The organism is Oscillibacter sp. KLE 1745 (assembly GCF_000469445.2).
Lineage (GTDB): Bacteria > Bacillota > Clostridia > Oscillospirales > Oscillospiraceae > Oscillibacter > Oscillibacter welbionis.
In genome coordinates, this window is the sequence record NZ_KI271743.1 from 1 (window position 1) to 17,305 (window position 17,305).

Below are 17,305 nucleotides of genomic sequence, written 5' to 3' on the forward strand. Positions count from 1 at the left end.
TGCGGCCCTGTGTCCGGCAGGCCCAGCCGGTCCAGCAGGGCCCGGGCCGCGGCGGGGTCATAGGCCCGGCCCAGCACAAACCGGAGATTGCCATCGGCGGAGAGGTGCTCCAGCAGCCGGTCCTCCTGGAACACGGCGGAGAGCCGCTTTCCCGCAAGCCCCTCCACCGTGCCGCTGTCCGGCCGCTCCAGCCCCAGCAGGATGCGCAGCAGGGTGGTCTTGCCGGTCCCGGAGGGCGCCATGACGGCCGTAATGCCGGGTCCCGCAGTAAAGGTCAAGTCCCGCAGCACCGTCCGGCCCCCGAAGGATTTGCACAGGTGCTTCACCGCAATCTCCATCAGCTGCCCGCCTTTCTCACTGCGGCGTCCACCAGGCGGAGGAACAGCCGCTCGAATATCACCGATACCGTCACGATCACCGCCGTCCAGGCGAAGAGGTCTCCGGTCTGGAAGTACACCTTGGCGGTGTACAGCGCCTCGCCGATAGACCCGGCAGGCAGGCCGATGACCTCCGCCGCCGCGCCGGACTTCCAGCACAGGCCCAGCCCCAATGACACGGCGGAGCGGAAATAGGGCAGCACCGCCGGCAGGTAGATGCCCCGCAGCTGCCGGGAGACCGGCACCCGGAACACCCGGGCCATCTCCAGCAGCTGCCGGTCCGTGTGCCCGATGCCCTCCAGCACGTTCAGATACACCGGCGGGAACACCATCAGGGCGGAGATCAGCAAAGACAGGTTCTCCGACGAGAAGAAGATCAGCGCCAGGATGATGAAGGACACCACCGGCACCGCTTTCACCACCGCCACCAGGGGGCTCAACAGGTCCCGGATCCACTGGAAACGGGCCGCCAGCGGTGCCAGCACCGCCGCCAGCGCGCAGGCCAGGAGAAAGCCCCCCAGGATGCGGAGGGAGGAGAAGGCCACCGCCTGCCAGAAGGCCGCCGTGCCCGCCAGGGCCAGCAGCCGCCCCAGCGCCTGCACCGGAGAGGCCAGCAGCAGCATCCGCCCGCCGGTGGTAGCTGCCAGGGCCAGACTGGCCCCCTCCCACACCAGCAGCCAGAAGGCCGCCGCCCACAGCCGGACAGAGCCTGTTCGCCGCTTCATCTGCCTCCCCCTTTCTCCTGGAAACCACCGCGCCCCGGGTGTTCCCGGGGCGCGGAAAATTTGTCAGCCGTTACGCGCCGTAATAGAAGTCGTCGTTGGGCATACCGCCGCCCACGGATTCTGCGTCCTGCTCCCACAGCACGCTCAGATAGCCGGACAGCATATCCATCATCTCCGTGCCGGTGACGCACACGATATTGCAGTAAGGCAGGGCCTTCTCCGCCACAGTAGCGTCCACGATGTCATAGCCGCCGATGAGCTCCGCCGCCTCGGCGGTGTTGGCGTTCACCCAGTCCACGCTGGCGCTGTACTGCTCCAGGAAGTTGCTGACCGCCGCCGGGTGCTCTTTCACGAAGTCTGCCCGGGCCACCACCACGCCGGTGAGCAGGGCGGAGCCGTTGTCCAGGGCGTCCCACTCCTCTGTCAGGTCCAGGGCCACCCGCAGGTCCGGCAGCTGGGTCTGGGCCACGGTGACGAAAGGCTGGGGCAGCATGGCGATGGTGGCCGCGCCGGATGCCAGGGATGCCACGCATTCGCTGTGCTCGCTCTTCCAGTTGATGGTGACGCCGGTGTCCGGGTCGATGCCGTTCTCCGTCAGCAGATACCGCAGGGCGTACTCCGGCGTGGAGCCCTTGCCGGAGGCCACGATGGTCCGGCCCGCCAGATCCGCCATGGACTGGACGGAATTGCCATTCTCCACAATATACAGCACGCCCAGGGTATTCACCGCCAGGGTGACGATGCCGCCGTCCGTCCGGTTATACAGCACGGAGGCCAGATTGGCCGGCACGCAGGCGATGTCCAGCTCCCCCTGCATCAGCTTGGGGGACACCTCGTCGGCGGAGGCGGCCAGGGTGAACTCATAGGTGTTTCCGCCGCCAGCGGTCACCACATTCTCCTTATCCTCCAACGCTTCCTCCACAGGAGCATAATCGCTCATCAGCTTCACCATGCCCATGGCGGTGGGTCCCTTCAAGGCCGCCACCCGGACGTTGACGGACTCCTCCGCGGGCGTCTCGCCCTCCTTCCCGCCACAGGCGGCCAGGGTCAGGCACATAACCAGGGCCAGGCAGGCCGCCAGACTCTTCTTCATCCACTGTTTCATCTTCTGTTTCCTCACTTTCCTTGTTGCAGCGCATCCTCCGGCGCGTAAACGGTCTTGGCCGTGATCCCCGCCAGCCGGCCGATCTTGCCGGACAGGGCGGAGATGGCGTCCGCCGGTGCGTCCACCGCCACGCTGATGATGTTCACGCCCCGGGCGTGGTAGGGCACCCCCATCCGCCCGATGATATAGGGGGCGTACTGGTGCAGCAGCTCGTTCAGCGCCGGGACAGAGGCCGTGTCCCGGACGATGATCGCCAGCACGGCCACACGGGTCTCCACAGAGGATTCCTCCTTTTTCCAAAAAGTAAACCCCTCCGCCGCGCTGGCAGAGGGGGATTTTGACATGCGCCGTCCGCCCGGCACCGCCGGGCGCTTCCCCGTCTTGCGGCCGGGGCTGGCCCGTGCCGGTCAGAGCGACAGAAACCAAATTGTCCGGTCCGCCGGTCAGAGCTTCTTCCCAGGGACAGGGAAATGATACCATGGAACGCCCCCGCCGTCAAGGGCGGCTGTCCAGCAGGCGCATAGAAAGAATCGGATAGGGATTTCCCTGCTCATCCAGATCCGACCGCTCAAAGACCTGGAACCCCATGTGCTCATAAAAGTCCCGGGCCTGGGGGTTCTGCTCGTTGACCACCAGGGATTCGACCGCATACCGCTGGATTCCATGCTCCAGGAGCTGCCTTCCCAGCCCCTTCCCCCGCTCTTCCGGCGCCAGGAACAGCATTTCCAGCTTTCCGTCCTGGACTCCCATAAAGGCGGCGGGCGCACCGTCGTCCCGCTCCGCTACCACCAGATGCGCCACTCCCATCAAAGCCTGGGGGACATACCGCTTGATCTCCGCGATCTCGTTCGCGGAGAGGAACAGATGCGTGGCCCGCACGGACGCCTCCCACACGTCCACCAGCCGGGGCGTTCTCTCCTCTACTTCCCGAATCTTCATCGCGCTTTCCCTCCGTCAAAATTTCTCAGGCGCTTCTCCGGTCCTCAGCAGCGGCCGTAGACCTCCGCCAGCGCCCGGATCTCCGCCGCCAGCCCGGCCGCGGCCGCGCCGGGGGCCATCCGCCAGCGCCAGTTGCCCGCTGCCACGCCGGGGACGTTGATCCGCCCCTCGCTGCCCAGGGCCAGGTAGTCCTGCATCTGGGCCACGAACAGCTCCGCCGTGCTGCCCATGCCGCACCGCAGCAGCGCCCGCCGGACATTCTCCCGGCCGGAGGCGCCCAGATACCGCTCTGCGAAGTCCCGCTCCGCTTCCCCTGCGTGGTCGTACCAGCCCAGGGCGGTGTCGTTGTCGTGGGTGCCGGTGTAGCAGACGCACCGGCGGCTGCCGTAGTTGTGGGGCAGATACTCGTTGCCGGGGTCTGAAAAGGCGAATTCCAGCACCTTCATGCCCGGCAGGCCCGCCGCCTCCCGGAGCTGGTGGACCTCCGGCGTGAGAAGCCCCAGGTCCTCGGCAATATAAGTGATGTGGGGGAACCAGCCGGTCAGGACCCGCAGCAGGTCCATGCCGGGGCCCGGCTCCCACTGCCCTTCCTTGGCGGTCTCCGCCCCGGCGGGGATGGACCAGTACCGCTCAAAGGCCCGGAAATGGTCAATGCGGATGGCGTCGAACAGGCGGGAGGCGCCCTCCACCCTTCTGATCCACCAGCCGAAGCCGTCCCGCTTCTGGGCCGCCCAGTCGTACAGGGGGTTGCCCCACAGCTGGCCCTCGGCCGAGAAGTAGTCCGGCGGCACGCCCGCCACCCGGCTGGGCCGCCCCGCCTTGTCCAGCAGGAACTCCCTCCGCTCGCTCCACACGTCGGCGCTGTCCAGGGACACATAGATGGGCAGATCCCCGATGATCCGCACCCCCAGGCCGTTGGCGTGGTCCTTCAGGGCCTTCCACTGGGAGAAGAACCAGAACTGCACCGCCTGGTGAAAAGCGATATCCTCCGCCAGCTCCTGCCGGGCGGCCGCCAGCGCCGCCGGGTCGTGGTTCAGGAGGTCCTTGTCCGGCCAGTCGAACCAGGCCGTCTGGCCGAAGCGGGCCTTGAGCGCCCGGTACAGGGCGTACTCCCCCAGCCAGGGATTGGCGGCGGCAAAGTCCCGCACGGACTGGGCCTCCGCTCCGCCCAGCCGGGAGAAGGCCCGCCGCAGCAGCGCCTCCCGGCTCTCATAGAGGGCGGCGTAGTCGATGGGCGCTCCCTCCGGCACCCGGGCGGCGGACAACTCCGCCTCCGTCAGCAGGCCCCGGTCCCGCAGGTCCGCCAGGTCGATGAGCAGCGGGTTCCCGGCGAAGGTGGACTCGCTGGTGTAGGGGGAGTTCCCCGCTCCGGTGGGCCCCACCGGCAGCACCTGCCACCACCTCTGCCCGGCGTTGTGGAGAAATTCGGCAAAGGCCCGGGCCTCCCGGCCCAGGGAGCCGATGCCGTAAGGCCCCGGCAGGGAGAACACCGGCAGCAGGATGCCAGCGGAACGCTCCATATCAGCCCCTCCTTTTTGTCAGATTCCGTTCTATTGTATGCAGCCGGGCGGCGGGTGTCAAGGGCGGCTGTCCCCCCGCTCCACTGGGAAGGGAATCTCCCGGAAGGCCGTCCGCCCCGGGTTGCCCTCCGCCAGCAGGCAGCGCCGCCGGGTCAGGTCGCAGGCCGCGGACCAGACGGTGTCCCGTCCCGCAGCCCGGTCATACTGGCATAGAAAGCCCTTTCGCCCCGCCAGCAGGGCCTGGACGCCGGAAAGAGCCAGCGTCTCCCCCTCCCGCTCCAGCACCCGGCGCATCGTGTCGTACCGCTCCGCCGCCCGCCAGGAGTCCAGCCCCGGCGGCAGCGGGACCGCCAGATCCGAGTGAAAGAGATTCGCGGCACAGATGAAGGGTCCCGCCGGGCCGGGACGCTCCACCCGCATCCCCTCCGGGCTGCACTCCGCCACGGCAATGTCCCCGGCGGCATCCGCCAGCGTCAGCGTCTGGCAGGAGGCCAGGGGCAGCACCCGCAGGCGGTCCAGGGCCTCCGGCACGGCGGCGCAGGTCTCCGCCAGCAGCCGCAGGACCATACCGGCGTTCAGGCCCGGCCGGGGCCTGGGCGTGTAGACAGAGGTGAGCCCGATGGCCAGCCCCCGGGCGTTGACGGCGTCCTCCATCTGCACGAACGAGGTGGTGTTCCCTGTAAAGGGGATCGCCCTGTCGGAAAATCCGTATGTCACATGGGTGTAGTCCGGCTCCAGCGCCGTCAGAAAGTCGCTGTTCCGTCCGAAGAACACCCCGTTCCCGTTAGACACCGCCAGGCAGGAACAGCCGCAGGCGGGCGGCAGGGCGTAGGTGGTGAAGAGGCCCGTCTCCAAGTCCTCCTGCCGGCAGTTCTGCCCCGCCGCCAGCCCCTCCAGCTCCTCCAGGGCGGCGGGGAAATGGCGCGCATACGCCGGGTGGCAGGCAGCCGCAAAGGCCCGCCGCTCCGCCTCCAGGGGAAAGGGCACATGGTCCAGCAGGCGCAGGCCGCGCTCCGCCAGCCGGGCGCCCCACTGAAAGCCCATCTCCCGGTGGGTGCCCCGCAAGGTCAAATGATTCATGTGTATTCGCTCCTTCCAGTTCTGTCAGGAGCCGCCGGCAGCTCTGCCCTTACCATAGAACAATAAAAAATTGTTGTCAAGCAGAGATTTTTTATTTGTTTTTTCAGGAGATTCAGGGGAAATTATTTTCTTTTTCCCATCCGCAACCCGTGGTTGACATCCGGGAAACCCGCCGGTGGTTGCGCTTTTTCCCGCTCTCTGGTATGGTGAGGGCAAAGGAGTTGATACCATGCGGGAGCAGCAGACCCTGGGCCGCCGCATCCAGGAGGCCCGAAAGGCCGCCGGCCTCTCTCAGGAATCCCTGGGGGAGCGGCTGGGCGTCAGCCGCCAGGCGGTGAGCAAGTGGGAGGCGGACGCCGCCGTGCCGGAACTGGAGAACCTGATCGCCATGAGCCGGATCTTTGGCGTCACCATCGGCGCCCTGCTGGGAGTAGAGCCGGAAGCGGCGGAGGACCGTTCCGAAAAAGATGCCCCGGAAGCCCCCGGTGAAGGCGTGGAGGGCACCGCCCCGGCGGGGGAGCTGACCGACCGGGAGCTGGCGGCGGTGGAGGCCATCGCAAAAAAATATCTTGACGCGGCCCAGGTCGTCCAGAACCCCAGGTGGAGCCGGAAGAAAAAAATCGCCGTAAGCGCCGGGATTTGCGGCGCGGCTTTGACGGCGGCGCTGGCTTTGGGCAGCGGCCTTTCCGCCCTTGGCAGCCGCCTGGATCAAGTCCAGTCTCAGGTGTACGGTATCGAGAGCAGCGTCAGCGGCCAGATTGGGGCACTTGCCGGGCAGATCCGGGATCTCCTGGATGAGGATTCCAATCTTTTTGCGGTTTCCCAGGCGCGGGTTACGGACTACGACCTGGCAGCGGGGACTGTGACCCTTCAGGTGTCGGCCCAGGCCAAAAGCTGGCAGGACAACACCACCGCCCTCTTCACCGCCCTTCTCTCGGACGGCCGGCAGTTTTCTGCGGAGGCCTCTGGGAAAAACGGAACCTTCACCGCTCAGAATTGGACCCTTCCCATGGATCAGGAAATCCTTCTCTCCGCATCCCTCACCACGGATGGCGTCACTGCCGCCGACCAGATGGAAACCTTGTACGACTGTCTGCCCGGAAATTTCCGGCTGGATGTGTGGGGTGGGTTCAGCCAAACCGACTGGGCCAACCAGTGGAGAGATTTCCAGAGCGATTCCTGGCCGCAGACCAGCAAGAAACTCACGCTGGGCGGGTTGTCCCTTTCCATCTCTCATGGAGGCAACACCCATTTCAGCCCCTCCCCGTCTCAGGTGGAGATCTGCTTCTACCGAAATCAGGAGACAGTCCCGGAATCGTCCGTCCCCGTTCCGGAGGCCTTGGATCTGTGGGCAGAGGCCGGGTTTGTGGAAATGTATAACTGGACGGATTACACCTTCACCTGTGAACTCCTGCCCGGGGAAACCCTGACAGCCGCCGTCTGCATCACCGATGACCACGGCCAGACCACATGGACCATTCTGTGCGCTTACAGGCTCGACCAGAGCGGGAACGTCCAAACCCCGCAGGATCTGCCCGCCGACTGGCAGCCGGGGGATCTGCTTTGACGACGCATAACAGCGCCCCGGAGTTTTGATACTCCGGGGCACTGTTTCGTTCTCTCACTTCATCAGCTCATACATGACGGCCTTGATGGTGTGCATCCGGTTCTCCGCCTCGTCAAAGACGATGGAGGCCGGGGACTCGAACACCTCGTCGGTGACCTCCATAGCCTCCCGTCCGAACTTCTCGCCCATCTCTTTCCCCACCTTGGTCTTGTGGTCATGGTAGGCGGGCAGGCAGTGCATGAACCTGCACTGGGGCCCGGCGTTGTCCATCAGGGCCTTTGTCACCTGATAGGGCGCCAGGGCGGCAATGCGCTCCTGCCAGACCTCCATCGGCTCCCCCATGGAGACCCAAACGTCCGTGTACAGCACGTCGGCGTTCTTGACAGCTTCCATGGGGTCTTCGATGAACTCCAGCACCGCGCCGGTCTCGGCGGCGAGACGTAAGCAGGTATCGATCAGCTTCTGGTCCGGCATGTACGCCTTTGGGGCGCAGGCCACAAAGTGCATCCCCATCTTGGCGCAGCCCACCATCAGACTGTTGCCCATATTGAACCGGGCGTCCCCCAGATACACCAGCTTGATGCCCTTGAGTCTCCCGAAGTGCTCCTGGATGGTCAGGAAGTCTGCCAGGATCTGGGTGGGGTGGAACTCATTGGTGAGGCCGTTGAACACCGGCACCTCAGCGTAGTTTGCCAGCTCCTCCACAATTTCCTGTCCGAAGCCCCGGTACTCGATGCCGTCGTACATCCGGCCCAGCACCCGGGCGGTGTCGGCGATGGACTCCTTCACACCGATTTGGCTGCCAGTGGGACCCAGGTAGGTGGAACCCATGCCTAAGTCCTGGCAGGCCACCTCAAAGGCACACCGGGTCCGGGTGGAGGTTTTTTCGAAGATCAGAGCCACGTTCTTCCCCTCCAGATACCGGTGGGGAATGCCGGCCTTCTTTTTGGCCTTCAGATCTGCTGCGGTGTCCAGGAACTGCTGGATCTCCGCCGGGGTAAAGTCCAGGAGCTTTAAAAAATGGGTGTGGTTTTCCATGGGTGTCTCCTCTCTGTCCCGCCATGGGCGCTTTTATCATTTAGTCCGGGAAAATTGTGTAAAATTCTCCGGTTATAGTTAGGGTTAGGGTTAGAGTTAGTGTTAGTGTTAGAGTTATAGCGGGTGTTCGTGTAAGTGCCGGAGTCACGGCGGGGCGCAGCAGGTCCCCGGCCGGAGCGAAAAAGACAGATTCAGGAGAGCGTCTTTTTCAGGATCTCCAGCCCCTGGTCCATCTCCTCTTGGGAGATCACAAGAGGCGGCAGCAGCCGCATACCCGGTCCGGCGGTCAGCACCAGCAGGCCGTTTTCGATCAGCTTGCTTGCGATCTCCTTATTGGTCCAGCCGTCCTTCACCTGGATGCCGATCATCAGCCCCATGCCCCGGGTGGCGCCGAAGCAGGGCAGGTCCAGCGCCTCGATCTGGTTACGCAGATACGTGCCCTTGGCCCGGACGTCCTCCAGAAACGCGTCCGTCAGCGTCTCCTGCACCACCAGACCGGCGGCAGCGCACACCGGATTGGCGCCGAAGGTGGTGGCGTGAGTGCCGGGGCCCAGCACGTCCCGGCATTTCTCATTGGCCAGAATGCCGCTCATGGGCAGTCCCCCGGCAATGCCCTTGGCGAAGGACGCCACGTCCGGCAAAATGCCGTACTGCTGGAAGGCGAAGAGGCTGCCCGTCCGCCCTACGCCGGTCTGGACCTCGTCCACCAGCAGCAGCCAGTCCTTCTCCGCGCACAGTCTGGCAACGGCCTTCACATAGTCACGGTCCAGGGGCAGCACGCCGCCCTCGCCCTGGACCAGCTCCATCATGACGGCACACACGTCGTCCCCCGCCGCGGCCTCCAGGGAGGCAAGGTCGTTGGCGTCGGCATACCGGAACCCCTCGGTGAAGGGGAAGAAATAGTTGTGGAACACGTCCTGGCCAGTGGCCGTCAGGGTGGTGATGGTGCGGCCGTGGAAGGAGTTGTTCAGAGTGACGATGGCGGCACGGCCCCTGCCGTACTTGTCGAAGCTGTACTTTCTCGCCAGCTTAATCATGCCCTCGTTGGCCTCGCCGCCGCCGTTGGCGAAGAATACGCTGCTCATGCCGGTCCGCTTGCAGAGGATCTCCGCCAGCCGGGCCGGTGGCTCGGTGTAGAACAGGTTGGAGGTGTGGCCGATCTTCCCCGCCTGCTTGGCGATGGCGTCCACCCAGGGCTGACAGCCATAGCCCAGATCGCTGACGCCGATGCCGCTGGTGAAGTCGATGTAGGCGTTGCCCTCGGGGTCGTAGAGCGTGGCGCCCTGTCCATGGTCGATGGCCACCGGGAAGCGGCCGTAGGTGTTCATGATGTACTGCCCGGTCAGGGCCTTGATCTCTTGGCTGGTCATGGGATCAGTCCTCCTTTTTCAACATGGTGCCGATGCCCTCATCACTGAGGAGCTCAATGAGAATGGAATGGGGAATGCGTCCGTCCAGGATGTGGACCCGCTCCACGCCGCCGGCGATGGCGTCCACACAGCACTCCATCTTGGGGATCATGCCCCCGGAGATGATGCCCTGGGCCACCAGGCCCGGCACGTCGTAGGTGTGGACCACGTGGATCAGCGTCTCCTCGTCCCTGGGATTGCGCAGCAGACCCCGCACGTCCGTCAGCAGGATCAGCTTCTCCGCCCCCATGGCGGCTGCCAGCTTGGAGGCGGCGGTATCCGCGTTGATGTTGTAGGCGGTGTCCGCGTCCACGCCCTGGGCCACGGTGGACACCACGGGGATATAGCCGCTGAGCAGGGCGTTTTCCACCGGCTCCGGATTCACACCCGTGATCTTTCCCACCAGGCCGTACTTCTCGTCCAGCTGCTCCGCCTGGAACAGCTGCCCATCCATGCCGCACAGGCCGATGGCCTGGCCCCCCAGACGGTTCAGCTGGGCCACCAGATTCTTGTTGACCTTGCCGCAGAGGACGGACTGGACCACGTCCATGGTCTCGGCGTCGGTATAGCGCAGGCCGTCCACAAACCGGCTTTCGTGGCCGAGCTTCTTCAGCATCTCGCTGATCTCCGGCCCGCCGCCGTGGACCACCACCACCCGAATGCCAACCAGGGACAGCAGGATGATGTCGCACATGACAGCCCGGCGGAGTTCGTCGGACACCATGGCGTTGCCGCCGTACTTGACCACGATGGTCTTGCCGGTGAATTTCTGGATATAGGGCAGGGCTTCCACAAGCGTCCGCGCCTGCTGTGCGTGGGAGGACATCGTAACATCAACTCTTTTCTTGAAAATCGGCGGGATTCCGCCGGAGGGGGAGGAGGTGTCCCATGGGACGCGGGAATGGCAGCTATGATGACTGGACAGATGCACCCGCTACGGGGTGCGGATAGGCCGCCGGACAGCGGCCCATCTCCGCTCCCCGCAAGGGCACTATCGGGCATCCCGGTTTACGTCCGGTAATCCCCGTTGATCTTCACATACTCATAGGTGAGGTCGCACCCCCAGCAGGTGCAGCTGCTATCTCCCTCGCCCATGGTGATGGCAATGGTGACATCGTGCTCCGTCAGGACCCTCTTGGCCAGATCTTCATCAAAATCCAGCCCCCGGCCCTTGGCGCACACCTGGACGCTGCCCGCCTGACTCTGGAAGGCCACATCCACCTTGTCCGGATTGAAGTCCTCCCCGGAATAGCCCATGGCGCACAGCACCCGGCCCCAGTTGGCGTCCGCACCGAAGATGGCCGCCTTGGTGAGGGCGGAGCCGATCACGGATTTGGCGACGGTCTCAGCACTCTGCTCGCTCCCGGCTCCGGTGACGGTGCAGGTGATGAGGTGGGTAGCGCCCTCCCCGTCGGAGGCCATCTTTTTCGCCAGCTCCACACACAGGGCGCGCAGGGCCTCCACAAAGGCGTCGTAGTCCGGCCCCTTCTCCGTGATGACAGGGTTCCCCGCCAAGCCGTTGGCCAGGACGCAGCACGTGTCGTTGGTGGAGGTGTCTCCGTCCACGCTGATGCGGTTGAAGCTGGCCTGAACGGTCTCCAGCAGGGCGGACTTGATCATCTCCGAGGAGATGGCGCAGTCGGTGGTCAGGAAGCACAGCATGGTGCCCATGTTGGGGTGGATCATGCCGGAACCCTTGGCGATGCCGCCCATCCGGACGGTCTTGCCGCCGATAACGGTCTCCACTGCCAGCTCCTTCTTGACGGTGTCCGTGGTCATGATGGCGTGGGCGGCCGCGTCGCTGCCCGCCGCCGTGTGGGCCGCCGCCGCGCACAGCTCCGGCATCCCCTGCTCGATGACCGCCACGTTCAGCGTCTGACCGATGACGCCGGTGGCGGCTACCACCACATCCTCCGGCCGGCAGCCCAGGGCCTTGCCTGCCGCCGCGCAGACCCGCTCCGCGTTTTCCTCTCCCATGGGGGCGCAGGCGTTGGCGTTGCCGCTGTTGATAACGGCAGCCCGGGCCTTTCCGTCCGCCAGATGGCGCTTGTCCACATGGATGTGGGCGGCCTTCACGGCGTTTTTCGTATACACGGCGGCGCAGGCGCAGTCCTCGTCGGACACGATCAGCGCCACGTCCTTTTTCCAGGCCGCGTGGGTCTTGACCCCCACGTGGATGCCCCCGGCCCGGAAGCCCTGGGCGGCGCACACGCCGCCGGTGATGAAGTTCAGCATCGTATCATCCTCTCTTCAACAGATAAGGGACATCTCTCCCCCGCCAAAATCAGGGCGCGCCTATCCCTTATCTCTTTTCTTCACTTTTGCCTCACAGCAGTCCAGCGGTCTCCTCAAATCCCAGCATAATGTTCATGTTCTGCACCGCCGCGCCGGAGGCCCCTTTCCCCAGGTTATCGAACAGGGCGGTGATGGTGAATCGCTCGTCATTTCCCGCCGCCACCAGGGTCAGGCCGTTGTCCCCGGCTCTGGCGTTGCCGTACAGCTTGGATCCTGCGTCCGCGCTCCCCTCCGGGGCCACATGGACCAGCTTTTCCCCGGCGTAGTGGTCCGCCAGCGCCTGCCACACCTGATGGAGGGTGGCCTCCCCCGTCAGCTGACTCCTGTGCAGGGGCACTGTGGCAGCCATGCCCTTGTAGTAGTCATCCACGATGGGCGTGAACACCGGGGGCTTTTTCAGGCCGCAGAGCTTCTGCATCTCCGGCAGGTGCTTGTGGGCCTGGGTCAGGCCGTAGAGGCCGGGGCTGTAAAGGCTCTCTGCCTTCTCCGCCGCCTCGTACTGGGCGATCATTTTCTTCCCGCCGCCGGAGTAGCCGGTGAGGGAGAAGCAGCACAGGTCCGCGTCCGCGGACAGCAGCCCCGCCTGAACCAGCGGCGCGACAATGGAGATGAACCCCGTGGCGTGGCAGCCGGGGTTGGCCACATATCGGGCCCCCGCGATGGCCTCCCGCTGGCCGGGCCGCAGCTCCGGGAAGCCGTAGACCCAGCCCGGCGCCGTCCGGTGGGCGGTGGATGCGTCGATCATCCGGGCGCCGGAGCCCTCCGCCAGGGCCACGGCCTCCACAGCCGCCGCGTCCGGCAGGCACAAAAACACGATGTCCGCTTCCGCCATCAGCCGTTTCCGTTCGTCCGGGTCCTTCCGCTTCGCCTCGTCGATCAGCAGCAGGCCGATGTCGTCCCGCGCCGCCAGCCGGTCATAGATTTGCAGGCCGGTGGTGCCGTCCTTTCCGTCGATGTAGACCTTTGGTTTCATATCATCACCCCAGTGAAGATAAGGGATAAGAGATATTACCGGATCTGCCTATCTTTTATCCTTTTATCTGTTCTCTTTGATCTTCTGAATGAACTGTTCGATCTCCCCGATCTGCCTTGCGGTCTCCGCCACCGCCGGGCCGCCGTAGCTGCTCCGCAGGGCCATACAGTTCTCCAGGTTCAGCGCGTCATACACGTCCGCCTCGAAGAGCTCGGAGACAGCCTTCAGCTCCTCCAGCGTCAGCTCCTCCAATGTCTTGCCCCGGGCCGTGCACTGGGCCACCAGATGGCCGGTGACGGTGTAGGCGTCCCGGAAGGGCATCCCCTTTTTCGTCAGGTAGTCGGCGCAGTCGGTGGCGTTGATGAAGCCGTGGCCAGCGGCCTTCCGCATGTTGTCCGTCCGGACGGTCATGGTGTCCAGCATGGCGGCGAACACCGGCAGGCACATCTCCACCGTGTCCACGGCGTCGAACACCGGCTCCTTGTCCTCCTGCATGTCCTTGTTGTATGCCAGAGGCAGGCCCTTCATGACGGTCAGCAGGCTCATCAGGTCGCCGTAGACCCGGCCCGTCTTGCCCCGGACCAGCTCCGCCACGTCCGGGTTCTTCTTCTGGGGCATGATGGAGGAGCCAGTGGCATAGGCGTCGTCCAGCTCGATGAACTTGAACTCCCAGCTGCACCAGAGGATGACCTCCTCGGCGAAGCGGCTCAGGTGCATCATCAAAATGGACAGGCTGCTCAAAAGCTCCAGCGCGTAGTCCCGGTCGCTGACGCCGTCCAGGGAGTTGCCCATGGGTGCGGCGAAGCCCAGGGCCTTTGCCGTCTCCCACCGGTCGATGGGATAGGTGGTGCCCGCCAGGGCGCCGGATCCCAGGGGACACTCGTCCAGCCGGGCCCCGCAGTCCTCCAGCCGGGTCACGTCCCGGCGGAACATGGCGGCATAGGCCATCAGATGCTGGGCAAGGGAGATGGGCTGCGCCCGCTGGAGATGGGTGTAGCCTGGCATCACGGCGGTCTGGTGCTTCTTCGCCTGACGGCAGAGGGCCGTCTCCAGCTCCAGCAGCTGCCCCACGATGACGGGGATCTGCTCCCGGACATACATCCGGAAGTCCAGGGCCACCTGGTCATTGCGGCTGCGGGCAGTGTGGAGCCGCTTCCCCGCGTCGCCGATCCGGGCGGTGAGCAGGGCCTCCACGTTCATGTGGATGTCCTCGTTGTCGGCGGTGAATGCCGCCTTCCCCGCCTCGATGTCTGCCAGAATGTCCTCCAGACCGCTGGTGATGGCGGCGGCGTCCTCTTTGGAGATGATGCCGCAGTCCGCCAGCATGGCGGCGTGGGCCATGGAGCCGGTAATGTCCTCCCTGTACAGCCGCTGGTCAAAGCTGATGGAGGCGTTGAGTTCATTCACCAGCAGGTCGGTGTCTTTTTGAAAGCGTCCGCCCCAGAGTTTCATAAGCTGTTGTTCCTTTCATGGCAGACGCAGGGCGAAGAAGCCTCTCCGCCCCGCCCCTGTGGTCTTGTAATGGTCTTGCCTCTCCCCGCCGGGCATATTGAAAACATTTTCGGCAGGGCGTGTACCTGCCGAAAATACTTTGCCCCAGCCGCCCTGGGCAGCGTTCACCAGTCTGAGGACTGGTGGTGGGGCGGCTCGGAGGGGAGCCCGCTCCCCTCCGAAATCTCTCAGAGCTTCCCCTGCTCCCGCAGTGCCAGCACTGTGTCGGGCAGGCCCCACAGGTTGATGAAGCCGGTGGCGTTGGTCTGGTCATAGCTGCTCTCGTTGAAGGTCACCAGTTCCTCGGAGTACAGAGACTCGGGCGAGGTGATAGAGGCCGTTATCATGTTGCCCTTATACAGCTTCAGCTTCACGCTGCCAGTGACGTGCTCCTGGGTCTTGTCAGCGAAGGCGCTGAGGGCCTCCCGCAGGGGGGTGAACCACTTGCCGTTGTACACCAGGTCCGCGAAGTCCACCGCCAGCTTGCTCTTCATGTGGGCGGTATCCTTGTCGATGGTAATCATCTCCAGGCACTGGTGGGCCTTGTAGAGGATGGTGCCGCCGGGGGTCTCGTACACGCCCCGGTCCTTCATGCCCACCAGCCGGTTCTCCACGATATCCAGCAGGCCGATACCGTTCTCGCCGCCCAACTTGTTCAGCTTGCGGATCACGTCGCTGGCCTTCATCTTCTCCCCGTCCACCGCCACGGGCACGCCCTTTTCAAAGTCGATGGTCACGTAGGTGGGCTTGTCGGGAGCAGCGATGGGGCTGACGCTCATCTCCAGGAAGCCGGGCTTCTCATACTGGGGCTCGTTGGCCGGGTCCTCCAGGTCCAGGCCCTCGTGGCTCAGGTGCCACAGGTTCTTGTCCTTGGAGTAGTTGGTCTCCCGGCTGATCTTCAGGGGTACGTTGTGGGCCTCGGCGTAGTCGATCTCCTCGTCACGGCCCTTGATGTCCCACTCCCGCCAGGGGGCGATGATGGGCATATCCGGGGCGAACCGCTTGATGGCCAGCTCAAACCGCACCTGGTCGTTGCCCTTGCCGGTGCAGCCGTGGGCGATGGCGTCGGCGCCCTCCGCCTTGGCGATCTCCACCAGCTTCTTGGCAATGATGGGTCTTGCAAAGGCCGTGCCCAGCAGATACTGCTCATAGCTGGCGCCCATCTTCAGGGAGGGGATGATGACCTCGTCCACCATCTCGTCGGTGAGGTCCGCGATGTACAGCTTGCTGGCGCCGGTCTTGATGGCCTTCTCCTCCAGCCCCTCCAGCTCGTCGTTCTGGCCTACGTCACCGGATACGGCGATGATCTCGGGGTTGTTGTAGTGTTCCTTCAGCCAGGGGATGATGATGGATGTATCCAGTCCGCCGGAATAGGCCAGCACGATCTTCTTGATGTTTTTCTGATCCATAATGAATTCCCTCCGTGGAGTTTTGATTGATGATGTTTGGATTATACATCTTTCACGCATATTTATTCAAGCATCATTTTGCACAACATTTCCAGCTTCTTCCGTGCATTTTTGCATAAAATTTCGATAGACATCTTAGAAAACCGTATATTTATTTCAATATTCAGAAAAATATGAATATATACACTCGCTCACACAATCTCCGCACCCAGCGCATAGGCTGGACTGCGGGGCGGTCGCCCCGCCGGGCGGACCTGCGCGTTTTGATAGAAAGGCTGGTCCTATGAAACGCTGCTTCTGTTATCTTCTGACCCTGGTGCTGGGGTCCCTGGCTGTGGGCGGCCTGGTGTTCGCCCTGCTGCGCACGGACGTGCTGACCCTGACGGCCGCCACGCCCACGGCTCTGTTCTTTTTCGCGGCCACCGCTGCCGCCGGTCTTGGCGGCCTGCTGGCCTATCTGCTGGGCGGCCTGCTGGCAGACCGCACGCCGGCCCTGGCGGACGCCTGGCTCTGCTGCGGGGAGGCCTCCGCTGTGGGCGCCCTGGGGGCGCTGCTGACGGCGCTGATTACCGCCCTCTCCACCGCCTCCGGCGTGGGGCTCCACATCGGCGCGGCGCTTTGCTGCGCCTTCCTGGCCCTGATGGCAGGCGGCATCCTCTGCTTTTTGCGGCGGTATGTCACCACCCGCTTCACCTGTAGCTGCGGCCAGAGCTGCTGACAGAAAAGCCCCGGCGTGCTTTGCACGCCGGGCTGCTTTTATGAGTGCCGTCCGATCTTCACTTGATCCGCAGGCTCTCCGCCACATGGAGCAGATTCTCCTGATCCACAGTGCCGTGGAGGCGGAAGTTCAGGCCGCCGTCCGTCCAGGCCAGGGTGGCCACATCCGCTGCCTGGGGGCCGGAGATGGTGCCAGACGAGATAATCACGCCGCCCACCGTCTCAGGCTCCCACGCATCCGTCTCCGCCTCGTGAGGCTTCTCCGCCTCCCAGAACCTGGCGGTCACACCGCCGAAGCGCACGGTCTCTCCATCTCCCTCCGGCATCAGCAAGGGGGTGGCAGAGCAGGTCAGGGTGATATTGCCGCCCTGGCCGACCCAGGTAGTCTCCGCCGCGCCGCCGGAGGCGTTGGTTTCAAACCAGCTGTAGCCGCCGGGCAGCCAGTCAGCCTCACAAGCGGGCGCAGTCTTTGATGTGGGCTCCACGGAGGATGCGGCCTCCACCAGCGTATCCGGGTCCACGTCCGACCCGGTGAACCAGAACAGCACCCCCGCTTCGTCCTCCCACACCAGCAGGCAGCTGTCGCCGTATTCGCTGCTGTAGGTGTAGAGCGCCGCGTCATGGCCGTTCACGGTGACGGTGCGGCAGGGGGTCTCCCCG

The 17,305-nt window shown here is 64.5% G+C and carries 17 protein-coding genes; 2 read left to right on the top strand and 15 right to left on the bottom strand.

What is annotated here, in order from left to right; all coding sequences use genetic code 11:
- From HMPREF1546_RS12545 to HMPREF1546_RS12575, 7 genes are all read right to left on the bottom strand, one after another.
- The coding region (locus HMPREF1546_RS12545) for an ATP-binding cassette domain-containing protein (protein WP_021752002.1) at positions 1 to 338 on the bottom strand (338 nt) is incomplete at its 3' end.
- Positions 338 to 1,102, bottom strand: a complete 765-nt coding sequence (locus HMPREF1546_RS12550; protein ID WP_021752003.1) for an ABC transporter permease — start codon at positions 1,100 to 1,102, stop codon at positions 338 to 340. The genes HMPREF1546_RS12550 and HMPREF1546_RS12545, both read right to left, overlap by 1 nt.
- Before the next feature lie 70 nt (positions 1,103 to 1,172).
- Positions 1,173 to 2,195 (bottom strand): ABC transporter substrate-binding protein, encoded by a 1,023-nt coding sequence (locus HMPREF1546_RS12555; protein ID WP_036630858.1) that lies wholly within the window; start codon positions 2,193 to 2,195, stop codon positions 1,173 to 1,175.
- Positions 2,196 to 2,218: 23 nt separating this feature from the next.
- Positions 2,219 to 2,485: a TM1266 family iron-only hydrogenase system putative regulator gene (locus HMPREF1546_RS12560; protein ID WP_025545700.1), complete on the bottom strand. Its 267-nt coding sequence runs from the start codon at positions 2,483 to 2,485 to the stop codon at positions 2,219 to 2,221.
- 217 nt (positions 2,486 to 2,702) lie between these two features.
- Positions 2,703 to 3,146, bottom strand: a complete 444-nt coding sequence (locus tag HMPREF1546_RS12565) for a GNAT family N-acetyltransferase (protein ID WP_021750211.1) — start codon at positions 3,144 to 3,146, stop codon at positions 2,703 to 2,705.
- A gap of 44 nt (positions 3,147 to 3,190) precedes the next feature.
- On the bottom strand, positions 3,191 to 4,666 hold the full coding sequence (gene malQ, locus HMPREF1546_RS12570) for a 4-alpha-glucanotransferase (RefSeq protein WP_021752005.1): 1,476 nt from the start codon (positions 4,664 to 4,666) through the stop codon (positions 3,191 to 3,193).
- Positions 4,667 to 4,723: 57 nt separating this feature from the next.
- On the bottom strand, positions 4,724 to 5,746 hold the full coding sequence (locus HMPREF1546_RS12575) for an acyl-CoA--6-aminopenicillanic acid acyl-transferase (RefSeq protein WP_021747906.1): 1,023 nt from the start codon (positions 5,744 to 5,746) through the stop codon (positions 4,724 to 4,726).
- 229 nt (positions 5,747 to 5,975) lie between these two features.
- Between HMPREF1546_RS12575 and HMPREF1546_RS18915 the strand changes: the two genes are divergently transcribed.
- Positions 5,976 to 7,313 (top strand): helix-turn-helix domain-containing protein, encoded by a 1,338-nt coding sequence (locus tag HMPREF1546_RS18915; RefSeq protein WP_051320028.1) that lies wholly within the window; start codon positions 5,976 to 5,978, stop codon positions 7,311 to 7,313.
- Positions 7,314 to 7,367: 54 nt separating this feature from the next.
- On the opposite strand, the gene argF is transcribed toward HMPREF1546_RS18915, so the two are convergent.
- The 7 genes from argF to HMPREF1546_RS12615 form a co-directional block, all read right to left on the bottom strand.
- Positions 7,368 to 8,351: an ornithine carbamoyltransferase gene (argF, locus tag HMPREF1546_RS12585; protein WP_021747908.1), complete on the bottom strand. Its 984-nt coding sequence runs from the start codon at positions 8,349 to 8,351 to the stop codon at positions 7,368 to 7,370.
- Between the two features lie 191 nt (positions 8,352 to 8,542).
- Complete coding sequence (locus tag HMPREF1546_RS12590; protein ID WP_021747909.1) at positions 8,543 to 9,721, bottom strand: aspartate aminotransferase family protein; 1,179 nt, start codon at positions 9,719 to 9,721, stop codon at positions 8,543 to 8,545.
- Positions 9,722 to 9,725: 4 nt separating this feature from the next.
- A complete protein-coding gene (gene argB / locus HMPREF1546_RS12595; RefSeq protein WP_021747910.1) occupies positions 9,726 to 10,586 on the bottom strand; it encodes an acetylglutamate kinase in 861 nt (286 codons plus the stop codon).
- A 182-nt stretch (positions 10,587 to 10,768) separates the two neighbouring features.
- Positions 10,769 to 11,995, bottom strand: a complete 1,227-nt coding sequence (gene argJ, locus HMPREF1546_RS12600; protein WP_021747911.1) for a bifunctional glutamate N-acetyltransferase/amino-acid acetyltransferase ArgJ — start codon at positions 11,993 to 11,995, stop codon at positions 10,769 to 10,771.
- A gap of 91 nt (positions 11,996 to 12,086) precedes the next feature.
- Positions 12,087 to 13,028: an N-acetyl-gamma-glutamyl-phosphate reductase gene (argC, locus tag HMPREF1546_RS12605; RefSeq protein WP_021747912.1), complete on the bottom strand. Its 942-nt coding sequence runs from the start codon at positions 13,026 to 13,028 to the stop codon at positions 12,087 to 12,089.
- 63 nt (positions 13,029 to 13,091) lie between these two features.
- Positions 13,092 to 14,480 (bottom strand): argininosuccinate lyase, encoded by a 1,389-nt coding sequence (argH, locus tag HMPREF1546_RS12610; protein WP_021747913.1) that lies wholly within the window; start codon positions 14,478 to 14,480, stop codon positions 13,092 to 13,094.
- 227 nt (positions 14,481 to 14,707) lie between these two features.
- Positions 14,708 to 15,928: an argininosuccinate synthase gene (locus HMPREF1546_RS12615; protein WP_021747915.1), complete on the bottom strand. Its 1,221-nt coding sequence runs from the start codon at positions 15,926 to 15,928 to the stop codon at positions 14,708 to 14,710.
- Positions 15,929 to 16,211: 283 nt separating this feature from the next.
- On the opposite strand from HMPREF1546_RS12615, the gene HMPREF1546_RS12620 reads away from it, so the two are divergent.
- Positions 16,212 to 16,646, top strand: coding sequence for a hypothetical protein (locus HMPREF1546_RS12620; protein ID WP_021747917.1), 435 nt, complete (start codon positions 16,212 to 16,214; stop codon positions 16,644 to 16,646).
- Between the two features lie 58 nt (positions 16,647 to 16,704).
- Here HMPREF1546_RS12620 and HMPREF1546_RS12625 read toward each other — a convergent pair.
- The coding region (locus tag HMPREF1546_RS12625; protein WP_021752007.1) for a hypothetical protein at positions 16,705 to 17,305 on the bottom strand (601 nt) is incomplete at its 5' end.

What these genes read in the sequence shown, in the direction of transcription:
- argJ (WP_021747911.1), bottom strand. Translation starts at nt 11,995, where the DNA reads ATGCTGAACTTCATCACCGGCGGCGTGTGCGCCGCCCAGGGCTTCCGG.
- argH (WP_021747913.1), bottom strand. Translation starts at nt 14,480, where the DNA reads ATGAAACTCTGGGGCGGACGCTTTCAAAAAGACACCGACCTGCTGGTG.
- HMPREF1546_RS12555 (WP_036630858.1), bottom strand. Translation starts at nt 2,195, where the DNA reads ATGAAGAAGAGTCTGGCGGCCTGCCTGGCCCTGGTTATGTGCCTGACC.
- argC (WP_021747912.1), bottom strand. Translation starts at nt 13,028, where the DNA reads ATGAAACCAAAGGTCTACATCGACGGAAAGGACGGCACCACCGGCCTG.
- HMPREF1546_RS12590 (WP_021747909.1), bottom strand. Translation starts at nt 9,721, where the DNA reads ATGACCAGCCAAGAGATCAAGGCCCTGACCGGGCAGTACATCATGAAC.
- HMPREF1546_RS12550 (WP_021752003.1), bottom strand. Translation starts at nt 1,102, where the DNA reads ATGAAGCGGCGAACAGGCTCTGTCCGGCTGTGGGCGGCGGCCTTCTGG.
- HMPREF1546_RS12620 (WP_021747917.1), top strand. Translation starts at nt 16,212, where the DNA reads ATGAAACGCTGCTTCTGTTATCTTCTGACCCTGGTGCTGGGGTCCCTG.
- HMPREF1546_RS12575 (WP_021747906.1), bottom strand. Translation starts at nt 5,746, where the DNA reads ATGAATCATTTGACCTTGCGGGGCACCCACCGGGAGATGGGCTTTCAG.
- argF (WP_021747908.1), bottom strand. Translation starts at nt 8,351, where the DNA reads ATGGAAAACCACACCCATTTTTTAAAGCTCCTGGACTTTACCCCGGCG.
- malQ (WP_021752005.1), bottom strand. Translation starts at nt 4,666, where the DNA reads ATGGAGCGTTCCGCTGGCATCCTGCTGCCGGTGTTCTCCCTGCCGGGG.
- HMPREF1546_RS18915 (WP_051320028.1), top strand. Translation starts at nt 5,976, where the DNA reads ATGCGGGAGCAGCAGACCCTGGGCCGCCGCATCCAGGAGGCCCGAAAG.
- argB (WP_021747910.1), bottom strand. Translation starts at nt 10,586, where the DNA reads ATGTCCTCCCACGCACAGCAGGCGCGGACGCTTGTGGAAGCCCTGCCC.
- HMPREF1546_RS12615 (WP_021747915.1), bottom strand. Translation starts at nt 15,928, where the DNA reads ATGGATCAGAAAAACATCAAGAAGATCGTGCTGGCCTATTCCGGCGGA.
- HMPREF1546_RS12565 (WP_021750211.1), bottom strand. Translation starts at nt 3,146, where the DNA reads ATGAAGATTCGGGAAGTAGAGGAGAGAACGCCCCGGCTGGTGGACGTG.